18 protein-coding genes, 1 tRNA gene, 2 pseudogenes and 1 other annotated feature are annotated in these 17,910 nt (G+C 34.5%); of the genes and pseudogenes, 11 read left to right on the forward strand and 10 right to left on the reverse strand.

Translation table 11 applies throughout. From position 1 onward, the window contains the following. Positions 1–294: 294 nt before the first annotated feature. The 3 genes from FD26_RS06645 to FD26_RS06655 all read right to left on the reverse strand — a co-directional run bounded on the left by FD26_RS06645 (position 295) and on the right by FD26_RS06655 (position 1,963). The gene (locus tag FD26_RS06645) at positions 295–1,164 is read right to left on the reverse strand and encodes a DegV family protein (protein WP_057867652.1); all 870 of its coding nucleotides are present in this window, start codon (positions 1,162–1,164) and stop codon (positions 295–297) included. Between the two features lie 151 nt (positions 1,165–1,315). Then, positions 1,316–1,389 (reverse strand) — tRNA-Thr (locus FD26_RS06650). 52 nt (positions 1,390–1,441) lie between these two features. Then, on the reverse strand, positions 1,442–1,963 hold the full coding sequence (locus FD26_RS06655; RefSeq protein WP_057867653.1) for an HdeD family acid-resistance protein: 522 nt from the start codon (positions 1,961–1,963) through the stop codon (positions 1,442–1,444). A gap of 123 nt (positions 1,964–2,086) precedes the next feature. Between FD26_RS06655 and FD26_RS06660 the strand changes: the two genes are divergently transcribed. After that, entirely contained in the window at positions 2,087–2,737 is a 651-nt protein-coding gene (locus FD26_RS06660) for a metal-dependent transcriptional regulator (RefSeq protein WP_057867654.1), read from the forward strand. 307 nt (positions 2,738–3,044) lie between these two features. Here the strand turns inward: FD26_RS06660 and FD26_RS06665 are convergent, their stop codons facing one another. The 4 genes from FD26_RS06665 to FD26_RS06680 are packed head-to-tail and all read right to left on the reverse strand — an operon-like array spanning position 3,045 to position 5,785. Further along, entirely contained in the window at positions 3,045–3,833 is a 789-nt protein-coding gene (locus tag FD26_RS06665; RefSeq protein ID WP_057867655.1) for a DUF975 family protein, read from the reverse strand. Positions 3,834–3,890: 57 nt separating this feature from the next. Then, positions 3,891–4,823 (reverse strand): DUF4097 family beta strand repeat-containing protein, encoded by a 933-nt coding sequence (locus tag FD26_RS06670; RefSeq protein WP_057867656.1) that lies wholly within the window; start codon positions 4,821–4,823, stop codon positions 3,891–3,893. After that, entirely contained in the window at positions 4,816–5,478 is a 663-nt protein-coding gene (locus FD26_RS06675; RefSeq protein WP_057867657.1) for a DUF1700 domain-containing protein, read from the reverse strand. Before FD26_RS06675 ends, FD26_RS06670 begins: the two co-directional genes overlap by 8 nt. Then, positions 5,468–5,785 (reverse strand): PadR family transcriptional regulator, encoded by a 318-nt coding sequence (locus FD26_RS06680; RefSeq protein WP_057867658.1) that lies wholly within the window; start codon positions 5,783–5,785, stop codon positions 5,468–5,470. The genes FD26_RS06675 and FD26_RS06680 overlap by 11 nt, the downstream gene beginning before the upstream one ends. 151 nt (positions 5,786–5,936) lie before the next feature. After that, positions 5,937–6,157: a binding site (T-box leader), on the forward strand. A 167-nt stretch (positions 6,158–6,324) separates the two neighbouring features. Here FD26_RS06680 and FD26_RS06685 point away from each other — a divergent pair. Genes FD26_RS06685 through FD26_RS06695 form a run of 3 tightly spaced genes read left to right on the forward strand, consistent with a single transcriptional unit; the run spans position 6,325 to position 8,503 of the window. Then, positions 6,325–6,978: an amino acid ABC transporter permease gene (locus tag FD26_RS06685; RefSeq protein WP_057867659.1), complete on the forward strand. Its 654-nt coding sequence runs from the start codon at positions 6,325–6,327 to the stop codon at positions 6,976–6,978. A 12-nt stretch (positions 6,979–6,990) separates the two neighbouring features. Continuing rightward, positions 6,991–7,629, forward strand: a complete 639-nt coding sequence (locus FD26_RS06690) for an amino acid ABC transporter ATP-binding protein (protein WP_057867660.1) — start codon at positions 6,991–6,993, stop codon at positions 7,627–7,629. A gap of 19 nt (positions 7,630–7,648) precedes the next feature. Then, a complete protein-coding gene (locus FD26_RS06695) occupies positions 7,649–8,503 on the forward strand; it encodes an amino acid ABC transporter substrate-binding protein (RefSeq protein ID WP_057867661.1) in 855 nt (284 codons plus the stop codon). A gap of 98 nt (positions 8,504–8,601) precedes the next feature. Here FD26_RS06695 and FD26_RS11310 read toward each other — a convergent pair. Continuing rightward, a pseudogene (locus tag FD26_RS11310) lies at positions 8,602–9,594 on the reverse strand (ADP-ribosylglycohydrolase family protein). A gap of 414 nt (positions 9,595–10,008) precedes the next feature. On the opposite strand from FD26_RS11310, the gene FD26_RS06710 reads away from it, so the two are divergent. From FD26_RS06710 to FD26_RS06740, 7 genes and pseudogenes are all read left to right on the forward strand, one after another. Next, a complete protein-coding gene (locus FD26_RS06710) occupies positions 10,009–10,482 on the forward strand; it encodes a nucleoside 2-deoxyribosyltransferase (protein WP_057867664.1) in 474 nt (157 codons plus the stop codon). A 10-nt stretch (positions 10,483–10,492) separates the two neighbouring features. Then, positions 10,493–11,044: a TetR/AcrR family transcriptional regulator gene (locus tag FD26_RS06715; RefSeq protein WP_057867665.1), complete on the forward strand. Its 552-nt coding sequence runs from the start codon at positions 10,493–10,495 to the stop codon at positions 11,042–11,044. 90 nt (positions 11,045–11,134) lie between these two features. Next, entirely contained in the window at positions 11,135–12,313 is a 1,179-nt protein-coding gene (locus FD26_RS06720; RefSeq protein ID WP_057867666.1) for a CynX/NimT family MFS transporter, read from the forward strand. 82 nt (positions 12,314–12,395) lie between these two features. Next, the gene (locus FD26_RS06725; RefSeq protein ID WP_057867667.1) at positions 12,396–13,049 is read left to right on the forward strand and encodes an HAD hydrolase-like protein; all 654 of its coding nucleotides are present in this window, start codon (positions 12,396–12,398) and stop codon (positions 13,047–13,049) included. Further along, a pseudogene (locus FD26_RS06730) lies at positions 13,042–13,848 on the forward strand (YdcF family protein). Before FD26_RS06725 ends, FD26_RS06730 begins: the two are co-directional and overlap by 8 nt. Positions 13,849–13,961: 113 nt before the next feature. Next, positions 13,962–14,411, forward strand: coding sequence for a PTS sugar transporter subunit IIA (locus FD26_RS06735; RefSeq protein ID WP_057867668.1), 450 nt, complete (start codon positions 13,962–13,964; stop codon positions 14,409–14,411). 164 nt (positions 14,412–14,575) lie between these two features. Continuing rightward, on the forward strand, positions 14,576–15,787 hold the full coding sequence (locus FD26_RS06740; RefSeq protein WP_057867669.1) for an MFS transporter: 1,212 nt from the start codon (positions 14,576–14,578) through the stop codon (positions 15,785–15,787). An 82-nt stretch (positions 15,788–15,869) separates the two neighbouring features. Here FD26_RS06740 and FD26_RS06745 read toward each other — a convergent pair whose 3' ends face one another. Together FD26_RS06745 and FD26_RS06750 are read right to left on the reverse strand one after the other, a co-directional pair. Further along, complete coding sequence (locus FD26_RS06745; protein ID WP_232230834.1) at positions 15,870–16,601, reverse strand: hypothetical protein; 732 nt, start codon at positions 16,599–16,601, stop codon at positions 15,870–15,872. Between the two features lie 106 nt (positions 16,602–16,707). Continuing rightward, positions 16,708–17,829, reverse strand: coding sequence for an AI-2E family transporter (locus FD26_RS06750; RefSeq protein ID WP_057867671.1), 1,122 nt, complete (start codon positions 17,827–17,829; stop codon positions 16,708–16,710). Positions 17,830–17,910 lie beyond the last annotated feature (81 nt).

The following is a 17,910-nucleotide window of genomic DNA, read 5'->3' on the forward strand; positions in this document are numbered from 1 at the left end:
TCAACTTGATTTGACGAACAGCCATTTTTTATTTCAAGCTAGTGTATCTGTTAGATAGCATTCTATTTTAAATATTTAAATACGAAAATAGCTAATGACTTTTTATATTATAGTCATTAGCTATTTTTATATAGATTTTAATTTTGTAGCAAGTTTAAAGCTAATAATACCAACTAATACCTTAATCTGTAACGGAACTAGGATGGTCTCAGTGGAAGATGACATCCTTCAATACTCACAATTCAAGGTTAAATAAAAATTAATAGGATTCTATCCTGTATAATTGCAAAACGATTACTTTCTTAATTCAGATCCCATTGCAAAAACGGCCACGCAACCAAAACCTGTATGGCTGGATATTGTCATACCAATTGGATAAATTTGAATATCAGCATCTGCCACTTTAGACAAAATATGACCTTTAACAAATTCGGCAGCTTCATAATCGCCACTTGTAGTAATAATAATCGGTTGGTTTTTATCACTTTGGACAGCTGCAACGATCTTTTCAGCTAATTCCATCAATGATTTCTTACGAGTTCTAGTTTTTGAAACCATGCGTAACTTTCCATCTGGATCAACATCAAGAATCGGTTTAACTTTTAAAAGCGTTCCTAAAGCAGCCGAAGCTCTTGAAACACGACCTCCATGATATAAATAATTTAAATCATCAACAGTAAACCACTGTTGCAAACGTAATTTATTTTTATCAAACCAAGCCACTAACTCATCCAAGCTAGCTCCTGACTTTTGTAATCGAATTGCAGAGAGAACCATCTGTCCTTCTCCACCACTGGCAGCCAATGTATCAATTATTCGAATATCGGCATCGGGATATGATTCCAATAACATTTCTTTGGCTTGTTTAGCACTCGACAATGAACCACTTAACCCACTAGAAAATCCTACATAAACTATTGGTATTTGCTTCTCAACGTATTTTTTAAAGAATTCAAAATACTCTCCAATATTTACTTGAGTTGTCGTTGGCATTACGCCGTTACGAATCTGTTGATAAAAATCATTAATGTCGTAACTTTGACCTAAATCATTAACTAAGTCTTTGTCGTCAATCTTAGTATGGAAATAAATTGCATCAACGTCACTAGATTGTAAAGTTTCTAAAGGCAAATCACACTCTGAATCAGTCAATATCTGATACATTTTCCCACCCCCTGAAATTAATTAAACTACTAAATAATAATATCATTTATTTTAATCATGTAAACCATATCATCTAGTTTTTAAAACTAGCAAAATAATAATAAAATAAAAAAAGCAATTAGATACCAAGAGGTTACCTAATTGCTATATCAGCCGTCTATCGGATTTGAACCGACGACCCCCACCTTACCATGGTGATGCTCTACCTATCTGAGCTAAGACGGCGTAACACTTTCTACATTTTAGCAAACTTATCATATGTAGAAAATGCTTTTAATTAAAATGCCTCAATTATTTCAGCAATTCCTGTTGCAAAGAAGAAAAATGCCAACAAGAAGACGATGAATCCACCTGCTAAAACAGGATTAAATAATAAAATAAAGGCAAACAACAAATTCAAACATGCTAAGATCACGATAAAAATATAATACTTTCTACCAAAGAAGTGGTAAAAACGTGACGTAACAATTTGAAATACTGCATCTAGCAAGAACCAGATAGCAAATATATAAACGATTACTACAATCGTCACATGAATATGTGATACAAAAATAATACCAATAATAATATTAACGATGGCTGAGAAAATCGTCCAACCGCTTCTAACTCCTAAAAATTTAGTCATTTGTGATCCAAACCACAATTGATAAACCCCTCTTAGAATTACAAAAATACCAAATATCATGGCAACGGTTGATAAACTTCTCAAAGGATACCATAGAACTAAATATCCAGCATACAAGGAAATCAAACCAATAATAAATCCGAACCAGTCAAATCGACGTTTTGGTTCACTCATAAAAAGTCCCCTCTCATTTTTTATTACGAATTTATTTTACCATTATGCCTTATCAAAGTTGAATGATATGCGCTATAATAGAGTGGCTAATAATATTATTAGGCTAAACGAAAGGTTGCAAAATTGTCCCCTAACAAAGAAAATTATTTAAAAACTATTTATGAATTGAATTATGATTTCACAAAAATAACCAATAAACGTATCTCCGAAATCATGAATGTTTCGGCTCCCTCAGTTACGGAAATGTTGAATGCTTTAGCTAGCGAAGGATATTTAACGCATTCGCCATATAATAAAATTGTACTGACACCTAAGGGTAATAAGGTTTCCGAAAAATTAGTTCGCACTCATCGTCTCTGGGAAGTCTTCTTGCATGAATGCCTCAAGTATCCAGTTGACAATGTTCACCATAACGCCGATGCGTTGGAACATTCATCCGATGAAGAATTAATCAACCATCTCAATGACTTCCTAGATCATCCTCAACGTTGTCCTCATGGTGGAATCATTCCTGGCAATGGTCAAGGTGAAACGGATGCCGACGATAAATTGTTAAGTATGATACCTGATGGTGCGAGAGTTCAAATTGTCAGAGTGTCCGATAACTATGATTTCCTACAATATTTTGGCAGTTTAAACTTAGAAATTGACGATATTATCGAAGTGGTCAAACACGAAAAATTCGATAATTCACTTGTTGTTAAAAAAGAAGACGGCACTAATATAACAATTGGTGCTAAAGCTATTGATTACATTTTCGTTGAAAATAGATAATAAAAGTAAATATCATCCAATTACAGAACAATAAAAACCTATCTGGCAACCAGCTTTAATGGTTATCAGGTAGGTTTTTTATGTGTTTGATGTCTGAGTAGATATGTCCACCCCTTTTTACATAGTGTACAAACCAGTAATAAATAATTGTCCTTTAACAATAAAATAACTACAATGCAGTTAAAAATAAGGCTAAGAACCATCAAAAGGAAGTGGATGAAATATGAAAACTTTATTTCATCATATACGAAACCCTACATAATTTTTGAATATAAAAAAGGATTTGACTTAATTGCCAAATCTTTTTTTATTTACGCTGATTATTCTCTAATACTTTTTGGTAAAACACTGCCATAGTTAGCTGTTCATATGGCTGTAGCCAAATAGAAAGTAATTCATGCGTGAAAGCATTTAATATTTCCCAAAAGAAAAATTCTACGCAGAGTGAAAAATAAGTCCATTTATAGCCCCGCATTAATACAGAACTGCGATTAAAAGTTGAAAAAGCCATTCTAAGCGTCCATTTTCCTTGATCCTCGACATCATCTTTAAAAACAAAGAATACTTGTGAGAAAATCATTAAAAACCAAATACCAGGAATAATATAAAGCATAAATCCAGCTTCAATAAAAAGTCCAAATAACGCTGTTATAAATAACATGGGGAAAAAATATCTTCCCGTAAAAGCTTGAAAACTATCTTTCAATGCATTTATTTGATAATCAGGTTGTCGTAACTTCTCTAATACGGTATAAGATACGCCAACACAGATCATAATGAAGAAAAATAGAAAGGCATAAACTGCCACGTTTGTTTCCGGTGTTAGAGTCAGCATATATTTCTCAGCTGAACTTGGATCATTGGCCATACTAGTCGAAATTTCTGTTAAACGACGACTAGCCTGGGCAGGATCAGCCAAATTAACATTTAAATTAGCCATCCAACTTGTGTAAATCTTAGCTCCAAAAAAAACTGCCAAAAATCTCAATAAAATAGGAATAACATTTAGAGAAATGTTACCTTTAATATCTTTTCTAAAAGCACGGTGAGCTTCACGTCTTATTTCTATGGCAGATATTCGATTATTAGAATTCATCAATACCCCTCGCATTAAATAACGCCATTATAACAAAGATATCCATAACAGACTAATTTACTTAATAGTTATTGATCCTTTTGTGGCCTTAACTTTCAGTAAATTATCAGCATCTACTTTATCCTGATAACTAGTACCATAGCTTTTATCAAAATAACGTACAATTCCCTTTTCTGTCGTTAGATCAAGTCCGTCAACGGTTAAGCCACTGCCAGTAAACTTTCCGCCACTATAAATTCGAAAATTATTTTTATTCATCAATGTCGACTTGGAAAGAGCTATTTTACTATGATTTGATAATGACTTTATCGAATCTAAGTTGGACTGCTTTAGATTGAGTTTAGATTCGTCCATACTCAAACTGGACTTAGTAATTGTCGAATTTTCCGATTTAATGTTTGAATAAGCTGCTGCAATTAGAGACATATTATTAACCTTAGAATTATTCATATCGAATGTAGCGTTATACAAATTAATCTTATCCAGATTATTAATCGTTGCATTGGTTAAGTAAAGGTTAGAATCGTAATCCATATCCTTTGCCGTTTTAACCAAGTGATCAATCGTTACATCATTAATATGCGTGCTACCATCAGCTAAACGTACATTAACGTTATCAAGTGTTTTATTCATAGGTATCGTTATAGTAATCTGCTGACGTCCAAAGACATCAATTCCAACATGACCCCGATTTTCTTTGCCAGTAACGGTTAAGGTTCCATCTTTCACCTTGTAACTAGCAGCCTGCGATTTATCACCTGAAATATAAATTTTATAACGATCGCCTAATTTAATGTTTACGTTAGAATACCTGGCTTCCACATAAATGTTTTTAAAATCAGACAAGGGATAAGTTTCACTTACATTTTGAGCCACCTTAAAACCATGGTCCCAAACGACAGAACGATTAGCACCCATAATAATTCCGCCAAGCAATAGTAGTCCCCCAATTATTAACAGATAAAAGCCAGTTACAAAATACTTACGCATTGTCTTTTTCCCCTTTCATTGGAGTTTTTCTACCATGCAATAGTTTCTTCCCCAACCAACGGAAGAAAATTACCACAACACTAAAGAACCACTTAAAGAGGGCAATAATTATAGGAATTAGGAAAAAGTCGACACCTAAAATCATTAAACCTGCTCCTACATAAAAAATAGTTGTACCAAATGACTGAAAAATAACTGATAGTCCCATAAAAATGGCACCAATGCCTCCAACAACCGACATCGCTACTAAGAATAAGAATAAAAGAACCATAAAAACTATTAAGCCTATAAAAAGCAAAATCAATGGAATTAAAATAATAGCGATTATTATTGCCACCGGTGAAGCCATCAATGCCAGAATAACTAATCCAATCATTTTTAAATTTTTAGAAAATCGTTCATTGCTTGTAATTTGTCCGTCATTAACATTTTGGTAATTATTCTCAGACATTTTGATCGAATAGTCTGCTAATACTTTTCTAGCCAGATGTTTCGGTGTTCCTAATTCATTAATAATTGATTCTGAAGTAGTTAAGTCAGCATCGATCATGTACTCTTGGTAAAATTCAATCACATCTTGTTGTTCTTTTTCACTCAACTGATGCAAATAAATTTTAAATTCATCAATATAAGAATCAACTGCTCTATTTTTCATTATTCCCCTCCAAGATAGCATCGGTAGCTGCCTTTAATTCCTGCCAATTTTTTTTAATTTTTTCTAACCGCGCCTTACCTAAATCTGTAATCTGATAATAACGACGATTCCTTCCCTCATAGGCCTCATCATAAGTACTGAGCCAGCCTTCTTTTTTTAGACGCCGCAAAATCGGATACATTGTGGATTCTGAAATAGGAAAAACTTTTTTTACTTCTCGGGTAATGGCATAACCGTAGTAATCTTCACTCATTAATAGAGCTAAAACTGAACCTTCAAGAATCTCCGTTGATACTTGAATTGCCATAATATCTCCTCATTTCTCCTATATTATACTTCATATAATATCATTCAATTAACAATATATTATAAATAATAATGTATGTCAATTTTTCATAAAAAAACTTGACAAGATTAATTTTAGGACGTACGATTACTTCAACATTTTAAAAACAAGTATAAAAACGACGACAGAAGAGTAACTAAGCAAATTAGTCCAGAGAATCAACATTGGTGCGAGTTGATCTAATCCTTGGTGAAACACATCTGTAAGTTGAATGATTGAAAAGCAGTAGGTCATTTCGGTAGCACCGTTACAGCTGAAGTTATTGTAACTTCATGAGCCTAATATTGTGAGATATTAGGAACCAGAGGTGGTACCGCGAAATTCGCCCTCTTAGTCTTTTGACTAAGGGGGTTTTTATTTTGGAGTATCTTATTTTGCAATAACTTCTTGAGGTTAATATTGTGAGATATTAACAAACTCGAGGTGGTACCACGTCCAGACGTCCTCTAGCATTTATTTGCTAGAGGATTTTTTTATATTTGCAAAGGGGGAAATACATTATGATGAATTATATTTTTGAAATTTTACCATCGCTTCTTAGTGGTACGGCCATGACGCTGAAAGTCTTCTTTTGGACAATTATTTGTTCATTGCCTTTAGGTGTTTTGGTGTCACTTGGAAGAAGTTCTAAATTTAAACCATTAAGCTGGATCTTATCATTTTATATTTGGGTCATGCGAGGAACTCCCTTGCTATTACAACTGATTTTTGTTTTCTATGGACTTCCTAATATGCCTTTTGCTCATATTGTTTTTGAAAGATATGACGCAGCACTTTTTGCATTTATTCTAAATTACACAGCTTATTTTGCTGAAATATTCCGTGGTGGTTTTGGTACCGTCAGCAAAGGTCAATTTGAGGGAGCCAAAGTTTTAGGCTTAAATTATTGGCAAACTATTCGTAAAATTATCATTCCACAGGTTGTTAAGATTGTTCTTCCATCTATTGGAAATGAAGTTATCAACTTAGTTAAAGATTCGTCATTAGTTTACGTTATCGGTTTAGGCGATTTGCTTCGTGCTGGAAACATTGCTAGTTCCCGTGACGTTACCTTATTGCCATTAGTTCTAGTGGGTATCATTTACTTACTATTGACCTTAATTTGCACTTGGGCCTTAAAAGTTCTAGAAAAACGCTTCAGCTACTACCGTTAGGAGATAAAAATTATGTTGAAATTAGAAAATATTACTAAAAGTTTTGATGGCAAAACCATTCTTAATGATCTTAATTTAGAAGTTAAAGACAATTCGATTCTCAGTATTGTAGGACCTAGTGGTGCTGGTAAAACAACTTTACTTCGCTGCATTGCTGGTCTTGAGAGAGTTGACTCCGGTACCTTTACTTTGAATGACAAACCATTTGATCCATTTGATGAATCAGTTAAAGAACGTGTTATTGGAGTTGTCTTCCAAGATTTCAATCTTTTCCCCCACCTATCTGTCATGGAAAATATCACTTTAGCTCCTAAAATGGTTCTGAAGCAAGACAAAGAAACTGTTAAAAAGAATGCCGAAAAAATATTGGCTCAATTAGGTTTAACTAGTCTAAAAAACCAATATCCCTTTGAATTATCTGGTGGTCAAAAACAACGGGTCGCAATTGCTCGAGCCTTAGCAATGCACCCTCAAATTCTCTGCTATGATGAGCCAACTTCAGCTCTGGACCCTAGCTTACGTGATACCGTAGCCGAAGTTATTTTAGATTTGAAGAAAACCGGTATTACCCAAATTGTCATTACCCATGATCCTGACTTTGCTAAAAAGATAGCCGATCAATTGCTAGAAGTAAAACCAATCAATAACTAATCATCGGGGGATTAATAAAATGAAAAAAAGAAATATATTAATATTAGTAACCTTGTTAGTTTTCTTATTTACCCTGACTGGTTGCAGCAACAATAAAAAATCAGTTGCTCAAGAGGCTAATACAGCTGACACTTGGTCATCTATAAAAAAACGGGGACGAGTCATCATCGGTTTGGACGATACTTTCGTACCAATGGGCTTTCGTGAAAAAAACGGTCAATTAGTCGGTTATGATATTGATTTAGCAAAGGCTGTTTTTAAACAATATGGTATCAAAGCTGACTTTCAACCAATTGATTGGAATATGAAAGAAACCGAATTACGCAATCGAACAATTGACTTAATTTGGAATGGTTATACAATTACTCCCGCTCGTAAAAAACAGCTAATGTTCTCGAGACCTTACATGGCTAATCGCCAAGTTCTAGTTACCAAAACTAAAGAAAATATTACTTCCTTTAAAGGTATGCAAGGCAAAACTCTGGGTGCTCAAACTAGTTCCTCGGGAGCCAGTTTATTGAATGAACATCCTACAATGCTGAAAGATTATATTAAAGGTAAAACTCCAGTTTTGTATGACTCATTCAACAATGCTCTTATGGACCTTGACGATGGACGTATTCAGGGACTTTTGATCGATAGTGTTTACGCTGGATACTATATTAGTAAAGAAAAAGATCCTACTTCCTATCGAATTACCCGCGGTGGATTTGATGGCGAGGACTTTGCTGCAGGAATGCGTAAAGGCGATAAAACTTTGAAAAGTAAAATTGACCAAGGCTTGCAGCATTTAGCCAATACAGGAGAATTGCAGAGAATCAATCGTAAGTGGTTTGGCAATTCTGACAATTCACTCATTCAACCAGCTAAGTAAATCACTTTATTTTTTATTTTAACTACTAAAAACAAAAACACTTAATGACCCTTGAATCTTTAGTCATTAAGTGTTTTTACGTATAACTTAAAAATAGATTAATTCGGAACGGAGCTAGAATGACATTCTTCGATTTTTTTACTTTCCATCTTAGCAAATGGTTCAATAATACTATTCAGCAACTTCAAATTACGCAACTGACCTTTCCAAGTTTTACTGACTTGGTCGCTTAAATTAACGCAACTAGCTAAAGTTCCTGTAATACTGGCTAAGGTGTCAGTATCATCGCCTAAATTAACAGCTAAAATTATAGCCTGATCAATACTAGTTGCATTTAATGCACACCAGATACTAGCTAATAATGTGTCAACTACATAACCGCTTGATTTGATTTCACAACGTAAAGTGGCGGCAAAATCAGTTTCAAAGATAGGTTCAAAATATTTCAATTCATTCCATACTTCTGGTTGATCTTTCAATGTGCCCTCTAGCTTCTCAGGCAATATCTTTAAAGCCGTTAAAAGCGAACGGCCGTTTAATAATGAATGAATAATTTCCAAATAAATATAACTGGCTAAAATAGCTCGTGGATGTCGATGAGTTAAACACGTATAATCACGCGTTAGCTGCAATCTTTTATCTAGACTATCCTCATCAACTAAATGAATTGCTAATGGTGCTAATCTCATTAAAGCGCCATTGCCGTTAGCATAAACACTTGGATCTCCACATTCCAAAGCCGGATAATGATTAACTGACTAATTTCGAACTGCTTTTGCACAAGTATTGCCAATACCAAAAGCTTCATCATCTGGCGTGTATTCATTGTGAAACATGTAATTCTCGAACTTTTGCATTAATTGATCATAATCCCCATTTTCAATTAAATTTTCCATCAATGGCAATGAAAATGAAGTATCATCTGACCAGCTACCAGCAGGACGTCCCCAGGTCCCTACACCGATCATAGAATTAATATAATAGGAATCACGTTTCTCAAATTCAACAGGGACTCCCAATGCGTCCCCAATAACACCAGCATACAAGATATTTTCTATCTGACACGCTTGTATCAAATCCTCATCTCCCATTTAAAAAAGCTGAGACTAAATATATATTTAGTCTCAGTCTTATTGATTCTTCTATATTAAGAATACTCTATTTTTCCCTCTTATAAGCACGTTTCAACCTAAAAAATTAAAAGAACAAAAGCTAGAAAGATGCCAAACATGGCAAGTGCGGTAACCTTTTTCTTATCGTCGCGATTTTTACGCAATTTTTTCTTCATAAGCATCATGCCTCCGTGCCTAGGAAAGTTATATCATCTTAACCTTAAAATGAAAAGGCTTTTTTGTGAATTTTAAAATTTATTTTCTATATTATATTTTTGGAAAATTTGCTATTACTAAGAAAAAAATATTTACTTTCAGTTGATTTTATAGAGCATTTTCCGAACATTCCAGTATAATTAAAGTATAAATATAAAGGAGTTACCAATCATACTTATGGAAAAGAAAAATCGTGTTTATTTAGCCGGTCCATTTTTTAGTGAGCAACAAATCAAACGACTTGATGAGGTCCAAAAATTATTGGAACAAAATTCAACTATCGGTGATATTTTCCGACCAGGTAAAGATGAATATACCGCAGCTGAATTCGGTTCTTTTGAGTGGCAAACTGCTGTCTACAAGCATGATATCAATAATATAAATATTTCCGATGTCGTAGTGGCAATGTTAGACTATAAAATAGAAGAAAATGAATTAGAGCCAGATTCAGGAACAATGTGGGAATGTGGCTACGCCGCAGCTAATAATGTTCCAGTCATCGGTGTTAGAAATATGACTGACGAACCATTGAACTTAATGCTCGCTGGTAGCTTGACGGCCTTTTTCAATGGTACTGACAATATTCAACAAATTAAAGATTATAACTTCAACACACTTATGACCCGTTACGAAAACGTTAAGGTACTTTAGGAGGAACAGCATGTCACAAGTAACACAACGCACTGAGAATTCCATCATTACCGCAATGGTTTCTTTATTACAAAAAAAGCCATTCGAAAAGATCACAGTTGGTGATATTTGTGACGAAGCTCTCATTAACCATAGTACTTTCTATCGCTACTTTAGTGATAAATATGCTCTATTGCATGCCGTATTTTCATATCTTTTAGATGATCTACTCAACAATACATCCAATGCCAAAACCATTGTCAATCAAATTGCTGATTTTATAGAAAAAAATAGTAGTTTTATCCATCACATTTCTCCACAATATCAAACTAAGGCTAATCTTTATCCAGAATTTCGGAGTATCTTACATGATATCGTGAAAACTAAGAGTAAAGATCCTAACAGTCAAAAAGACCCTTTGATCAAAATGATTACTGAATCTGATGCACCGGAATTGATGATCAGCTTTATTGTTGGTGGCTTGATTGGATTAGTTGAATATTTAGAAGATAATGATTTCAAAGTTTCTAGGGAGAAATTCATTGAATTTACAGCTAATTTCTTTGCAAAATGGTCAAAATAAAGTCTACTTACTAATCGATGAGATTCGATTTACTAATTAGGCTTTTTTAGTTTACAGTTAAATTTATATAACTTTTACCCAGGAGGAAATATGCACACTTCTAAAATAAATAAAAAATGGTTTATCTTCAGCATGATGTTAATTGCGGCTAATTTACGTCTACCGATTACTATCATCCCACCGCTACTCAGTACGATTGAAAAAAATCTAGGAATACCTAAGTCTCTAGCCGGTCTGATTACTTCTATTCCTCTAATTACTTTTGCCATTCTGTCTCCCTTTATTGTTAAAATTGCTCAAAAATTGGGTAACGAATTGACAATTTTTATTTTCTTTATTCTTTTAATTCTAGGTAGTTATTTACGAATTATCCCTACTGTTTGGGCTTTAATGCTTGGAACTTTTTTAGCAGGCGTAGGTATTGATAGTGGAAATGTTCTAGTCCCAGCTTTAATCAAGGACCACCTGCCTAATCAAATTCCTTTAGGAACTAGTCTTTACACAATGTCGATGCTTTTGGTTGGTGCCATTGGTACAGCTCTATCAGGAATCTTTATCACTAAAATAAGTTTGCAAGCCACTTTGGCAATTCTTTCCGTTGTAGCAATTATTGCAATTATTTTCTGGATCCCAAACCTGCGCTATAACCAACGCGATAGTACTGAAGTTAAGACTCTCCCTCATTACCACAGTGTTTGGAACCAATCCCTGGGTTGGTTGATTACGGCCTTCTTTGGTTTTCAATCACTAGTCTATTATTCACTTATAACTTGGCTGCCATCAATTTTAGAGACCCATGGTAGCAGCACGATTTTTGCCAGCAATTTGCTTACTATTTTGCAATTAAGCGGTTTGCCTTGTTCGTTCATCGTCCCCTTTTTATCTATCAAAAAGAATGGTCTAAAAGCTTTATTAACGATGCTCTTTATTGGTTATGTAGTAGCACCATTAGGATTCTTGCTTCCTACGGCCAATGTTGTCTTTTTATTAATCATCACTATTATTACCGGTTTCGGCTCTGGATTAGCCTTTAATATGGCCGTTATCTTCTTCACTGAAAAAACTACTAATCCTTATCAAACGGCAGAAGTTTCAGGAATAGCACAGTCAGCAGGATACTTATTAGCCGCTATTGGACCAGTTATGTTTGGATTTATTGAAAACATGGCAAGATCCTGGAGCCTTATTATCATTATCCTGTCATTCATGTCAATATTATTAACTATTTCAGGTATTCTCATTGCTCGTCACCAACCAATTGCTGAATAATCCAGTTGGTAATATCTCTTCTGCGAATTATAATGAAATAGTTGTAAATAAAACGATTACATTATCAAGGAGAAATATCGTTATGAAAAATTTATTTTTTGACTTCGACGGAACAATTGCTAATACCCAAGAGGGTATCATCAATGCTTTAGAATATATGGCAACCACTTTGAATTTAAATAATTTAGGTCCTGATACCTATAAAAAGTTTATTGGACCATCCCTGCAAGATAGTCTTCAAAAATTTTACCCTGACTTACCTGAAGAAAAATACGCGCAAACTATCAAAACCTATCAATCTTTTTATAACGACAAGGGTATTTATCAATTAGAAATTTATCCACATATGAAAGAAACCCTTAATACGTTAAAAGCTCAAGGCTATAAACTTTATGTTTCCTCAGTAAAACCTGAATCATTACTGCATATTTTGATTCCTCATTTAGGACTTGAAAGTTATTTTTCAGGCCTGTATGGCGCTTCCGATGACGAACTTACTCGTAATACTAAAAAAGCCATTTTACGTTACGGATTAGACGACAGCAATGCTGAATCCCAAGATTCTGTAATGATTGGCGATCGAATGACAGATATGGAAGGCGGCATAGCTAACAACGTTCACACGCTTGGCATTACTTATGGTTTTGGCGATCGCCAAGAGTTAGCTGATGCTGGGGCCGAATTTATTGTTGATACTGTAGTAGATATTCCTGAAGGAGTTAAACACTTTGCTTAAATACACTTCGACTGACATTCACAATATAAATGTTCTCGGAAAATTTTGTGGTCTTAGAGATATTCCTCAGCTCAATTCAACCGCACTCCAAGCAAAATATAAATTGCAACAAGCCGATGTCTTCGTTCTATTTGGAGGCAGCATTCTTTATGGCGTCGATATTTTAGCCCAAGCTATTAAAAATAATATTGCCAAAAAATATATTGTTGTCGGTGGCTTCGGACATACCACTGCTACTCTTCAACAAAATGTAATTGCAAAATATCCTGACATACCAGCTAATAAAATGTCGGAAGCTGAAATATTTGCAGCCCTTTAAAAAAAACGCTTTAATCTAGCACCTGACTATTTAGAAACTAAGTCCACAAATTGTGGGAATAATATTACTTATTTACTAGCTTTATTAAACCAACAAAAAATAGACTTCAACTCGATTATCTTATCCCAAGATGCCACTATGCAAAGACGAATGAGCGCTTGCCTAAAAAAATATCTGCCTCAAGATACTAAAATAATTAACTACGCTACTTATCAAGTAAAATTGAAATTACTTTCTGACCAAATAAATTTTGATCAGAACTATTTAGGTATGTGGCATCCAAAACGTTATCAAAAGTTATTGATGGGGGAAATACCTCGTTTGACCGATGATAAAAATGGATATGGCCCTCAGGGCAAGGGCTTTATCAGTCATGTCGATATACCGACGGCTGTTCAAAATGCCTATCAACAATTGAATCAAAAATATCCTGAATTGAATCGTCCTAGTGACAATTTGTCTGCTCCCCAAAAAAATTAAACTTTTCCCTTGCTATGAAACGGGTTCGATAGAATATCATACTTTATGTAGAGAAGTTAAGACATGTCGAACCACTTCGTTGAATTTATAAAAATGTAAGGGAGATATTCATTATGTTTAAAATTTTTAGAAAGAACCACACAACCGCAAATGTTGAATTAGAAGATAATAACCAAATGAGTGCCCTAAAACTCGCTGCTAAAAAAACTGCAGAAGAATTTAATGTCGATGAACAAAATATCCAAAGCAGTATCTTTGCTAGTGCTGCTCAAGGAAATACTATCATCGCTGACCGCGCCGTGTTCATGTTTGCTACAAGCGCCAAGAAGAGCCGTGTTCACACAATGATGTTAACATTCAAGAATCCAGTGGCATGGGGAAATGATAAGACTCCTGTCGACTATCTGATCGTAGGTATGTTCCCTGATAATTCTGATCAAAATACTGTCGCTTCAGTTACTGATAAAATCACTAAGACATTAAACGAAAAATCCGCACAACTTGATGATATTAAGTTTAATGACAGCGAATTGAACAAATTGAATCAATCATTTACTGATTAAAATAAAAATAATAAATAAGCTCTGATGACTATTAATATTGTCGTCAGAGCTTATTTGTCATCAATCGTTTTAAAATCGCGACTTGTTAAGAATTTTTTCCTGTGCTATTATACGTTCAAGCAAAATAAATGACGTCAGTGAGCGTCAATTTTGGAGGGAAAAACATGAAAATAGTAACAAAACAGAACCAGCTCGATAGCTACCAAGCTAAAGTGGTTGCTTCCACAGCTTCAGGATTTGGATTGGAAAATATGGACGTAATGTTTTTATCGTTCGCACTTTCATCCATTATTTCTGAATTGCATTTAAGTGGAACGCAAGCCGGATTGATCTCAACAATCACAAATATTGGTATGTTATTAGGTGGTATTTTTTTTGGAATTTTAGCCGATAAAATCGGTCGTATCAAAACATTTAGTCATACAATTTTCATCTTTGCTTTTGCCACAGCGGCAATGTTCTTTGCCCACAGTTTAACCACTATCTATCTCTGTCGCTTTATTGCCGGGATCGGTGCTGGTGGAGAATATGGAATTGGAATGACCGTCTTGGCAGAAAGTTTTTCAAAAGAAAAACTTGGACGCGTTTCTTCCTGGGTTGGAGTAGCTGGCCAAATTGGAGCTATTCTGGCAGCACTTTTAGCCGCTTTAGTTTTACCAACACTTGGTTGGCATGCCCTATTCTTATTCGGTGTCATCCCTGTAATTGTTACTTTCTTTATCAGACGACATCTCAGAGAAAGTACTACCTTCACTAATTCCTCCAAAAAGAAACATGGCAACATCAAACAACTCTTTGCTACACCCAAAGTTGCTTATCAAACAATTGCTCTAATGATCATGGCCATCGTTCAAATTGCTGGATACTTCGGTTTAATGAACTGGCTGCCAACTATTATGCAAAAACAACTTAACCTAACAGTTGGTTCATCAACTTGGATGATTGCTACTATCCTTGGTATGTGTGCTGGAATGATGACCTTTGGCTGGATTCTTGATAATTTGGGACCACGCTTAGCCTTTGGAATTTTTCTAACGGCTTCAGCTATTGGAGTTTACATTTTAACTTTGCCTAGCAACGTTTGGTCTTTAATCATTGTTGGAGCTGTTGTTGGTTACTTCTCTAACGGAATGTTTGCCGGCTACGGTGCTATCGTCAGTCGCCTTTATCCCACTGAGGTTAGAGCCACTGCTAACAATGTTATTATGAATGTTGGCCGTTGTATTGGTGGTTTCTCCAGCTTGGCTATCGGATTCATTTTAGATCATTATAATATTATGACAGTAATGATCTTTATCTCGACACTTTATATCATTAGTCTCTTAGTAATGCTAACCATTACTAATTTAAAAAACTCTAACTATAAAAACATCTAAATAATTTCAACTATTAAAATAAGACTGATAACAAGACATTATCTAAATAAGATAATAACTTGTTATCAGTCTTTTATTTACTTCAAATAAAATTAAATACACCCAAAATCTTAATAACAATCATTGCCAAAATGATGCTAAGAATCGCATGAATCATAAACAAAATCGAAAAAGCCACAAAATATATTGAGCCATTAATTATCGGAGTTCTAACATTGATAACGTATAATATTGAACCCAAGATAATTAAAACTACGATCCAAGGTAGGATTCCTTTATTTACCGTCATAAAGTCATTACGACTCAAGTCATAACCGGTACTGGCAATCATAATAGTTAAGACTACATATAAAATCATCATTTCCCACGAAGCATTGGCGAAACTAGATTTCAAATTATCTAAAACTGAATCAAAAATCATACTGATAGAAATATTATTATTAATACTCAAACTCTGTGTTAACGAGGTAATACTAAACTGGGCTTTTAAAAGGTATTTTTGCAATAGATATAAAACCAGAGAACACATGTAATACGGAGCTAGGCCAATAAAAAAATTCCCCAGCATTTGATACACATTACGATCATTCCATCGATGATCAACTGATCCCAAAGCACCAGATTGTCGATAATTCAAATTCAATAGCTGCACATGCGTAACTTTGTGTCCAAATAAATAAGCAAAGATAGCATGGCCTAACTCATGAATGACAACACCTAAGCCACCAATAACCAGTTGACTGCTATTGCCCAAATTATCTACCAACATAACTTTCGACAAATGCCCTAACCAAGAAGTCACCAAGGATGTCACATACGGAATCACCGTAAAAATGACTATAAAAGTTATCACAAAACCAAAATAACTATTCCACAAAATCATCGCTCCTTAATAATTTTGTCAATTATAACATTGCTCCTCAGTCATTTTGCGAAGATAATCGTCGATTTGTTTCATTCTTAAACAATTGATAAATTGTAGCAGCAATCGGAACACCTAATAGCATCCCAATAATCCCAGCAATCCCTCCACCAATCGTAATTGAAGCAAGAACCCAAATTCCTGGCAAACCAATAGAAGTTCCCACAACTCGAGGATAAATCAGATTACTTTCTAACTGTTGCAATACCAGAATAAATATAACGAACAAAATAGCTTTTACCGGCGAATCGACGACAATTAGTAAAAAGCCGACTGCTCCTCCAACCCAAGCTCCTAAAATAGGAACCAATGAAGTAACGCCTACAAAAGCACCTACAGGTAACGCATAGGGAAAGCGGAAAATGATCATTCCTAAAGCACACAATGTACCCAGAATAATAGCTTCTGTAACTTGGCCTGCAATAAAACTGCTGAACATTTGATTAGTTACTTTCAAAACATATCTAAATCTTTGCAGATGCTTACTCTTCATAAAAGCTCGGCTAGCCTTATTGAACTGTCGTCCTAAATTCTCTTTTGTCGCCAAAATATAAATAGCAAAAGTAAAAGCCAAGATAAAGTTAAAAATACCCTTAGCTACACCCACAACAATCTTAAAGGTTGAACCAAAGATACCACCTACGCCAGAGGTTAAATATTTCATGACCTTACTTTGAATTGAAGTCCAATTAATATCTATTGATTTCAATTGATCTGGAACAGCCGAATGACTATTAAGATCCTTAGCTATTTTAGAAATATCAGTAATTAAAGCTGGAATTGATTTAAAAAAGGCAGCCAGTGCTCCCAAGAATTGTGGGATAACCAGCCTAAAGACAATCGTCATTACCAAAGCAATAATGACTAAAGTCAATAAAATAGCCACTCCCCGACGACTATTATGCAGCCACTTTTTAGTCGTATTAGGAAACAAATGCTTTTCTATACGAACACAGAGAATATTCAACGTATACGCTAAAACAGCGCCTAATATTAGAGGCATCAAAATGTTTAATCCTCTTAATAGGATTTGATAAATCTCCACTGGATAAATCAGCAGAAACAACACTAGAACACCAACTAATACATATTTAAAAATGTTCTTGGGTTTTATCTCCATAATTTATCTCCTAAAATTGTTAGTTATATTTATAATAACAAAATAAGTCCGATTAATTAAATAATAGCCTGATCCTTTAAG

Origin of the sequence: Companilactobacillus crustorum JCM 15951, assembly GCF_001434585.1 — a bacterium.
GTDB classification, from domain to species: Bacteria; Bacillota; Bacilli; order Lactobacillales; family Lactobacillaceae; genus Companilactobacillus; species Companilactobacillus crustorum.

What these genes read in the sequence shown, in the direction of transcription:
- FD26_RS06645 (WP_057867652.1), bottom strand. Translation starts at nt 1,164, where the DNA reads ATGTATCAGATATTGACTGATTCAGAGTGTGATTTGCCTTTAGAAACT.
- FD26_RS06655 (WP_057867653.1), bottom strand. Translation starts at nt 1,963, where the DNA reads ATGAGTGAACCAAAACGTCGATTTGACTGGTTCGGATTTATTATTGGT.
- FD26_RS06665 (WP_057867655.1), bottom strand. Translation starts at nt 3,833, where the DNA reads ATGAATTCTAATAATCGAATATCTGCCATAGAAATAAGACGTGAAGCT.
- FD26_RS06670 (WP_057867656.1), bottom strand. Translation starts at nt 4,823, where the DNA reads ATGCGTAAGTATTTTGTAACTGGCTTTTATCTGTTAATAATTGGGGGA.
- FD26_RS06675 (WP_057867657.1), bottom strand. Translation starts at nt 5,478, where the DNA reads ATGAAAAATAGAGCAGTTGATTCTTATATTGATGAATTTAAAATTTAT.
- FD26_RS06680 (WP_057867658.1), bottom strand. Translation starts at nt 5,785, where the DNA reads ATGGCAATTCAAGTATCAACGGAGATTCTTGAAGGTTCAGTTTTAGCT.
- FD26_RS06685 (WP_057867659.1), top strand. Translation starts at nt 6,325, where the DNA reads ATGATGAATTATATTTTTGAAATTTTACCATCGCTTCTTAGTGGTACG.
- FD26_RS06690 (WP_057867660.1), top strand. Translation starts at nt 6,991, where the DNA reads ATGTTGAAATTAGAAAATATTACTAAAAGTTTTGATGGCAAAACCATT.
- FD26_RS06695 (WP_057867661.1), top strand. Translation starts at nt 7,649, where the DNA reads ATGAAAAAAAGAAATATATTAATATTAGTAACCTTGTTAGTTTTCTTA.
- FD26_RS06710 (WP_057867664.1), top strand. Translation starts at nt 10,009, where the DNA reads ATGGAAAAGAAAAATCGTGTTTATTTAGCCGGTCCATTTTTTAGTGAG.
- FD26_RS06715 (WP_057867665.1), top strand. Translation starts at nt 10,493, where the DNA reads ATGTCACAAGTAACACAACGCACTGAGAATTCCATCATTACCGCAATG.
- FD26_RS06720 (WP_057867666.1), top strand. Translation starts at nt 11,135, where the DNA reads ATGCACACTTCTAAAATAAATAAAAAATGGTTTATCTTCAGCATGATG.
- FD26_RS06725 (WP_057867667.1), top strand. Translation starts at nt 12,396, where the DNA reads ATGAAAAATTTATTTTTTGACTTCGACGGAACAATTGCTAATACCCAA.
- FD26_RS06735 (WP_057867668.1), top strand. Translation starts at nt 13,962, where the DNA reads ATGTTTAAAATTTTTAGAAAGAACCACACAACCGCAAATGTTGAATTA.
- FD26_RS06740 (WP_057867669.1), top strand. Translation starts at nt 14,576, where the DNA reads ATGAAAATAGTAACAAAACAGAACCAGCTCGATAGCTACCAAGCTAAA.
- FD26_RS06750 (WP_057867671.1), bottom strand. Translation starts at nt 17,829, where the DNA reads ATGGAGATAAAACCCAAGAACATTTTTAAATATGTATTAGTTGGTGTT.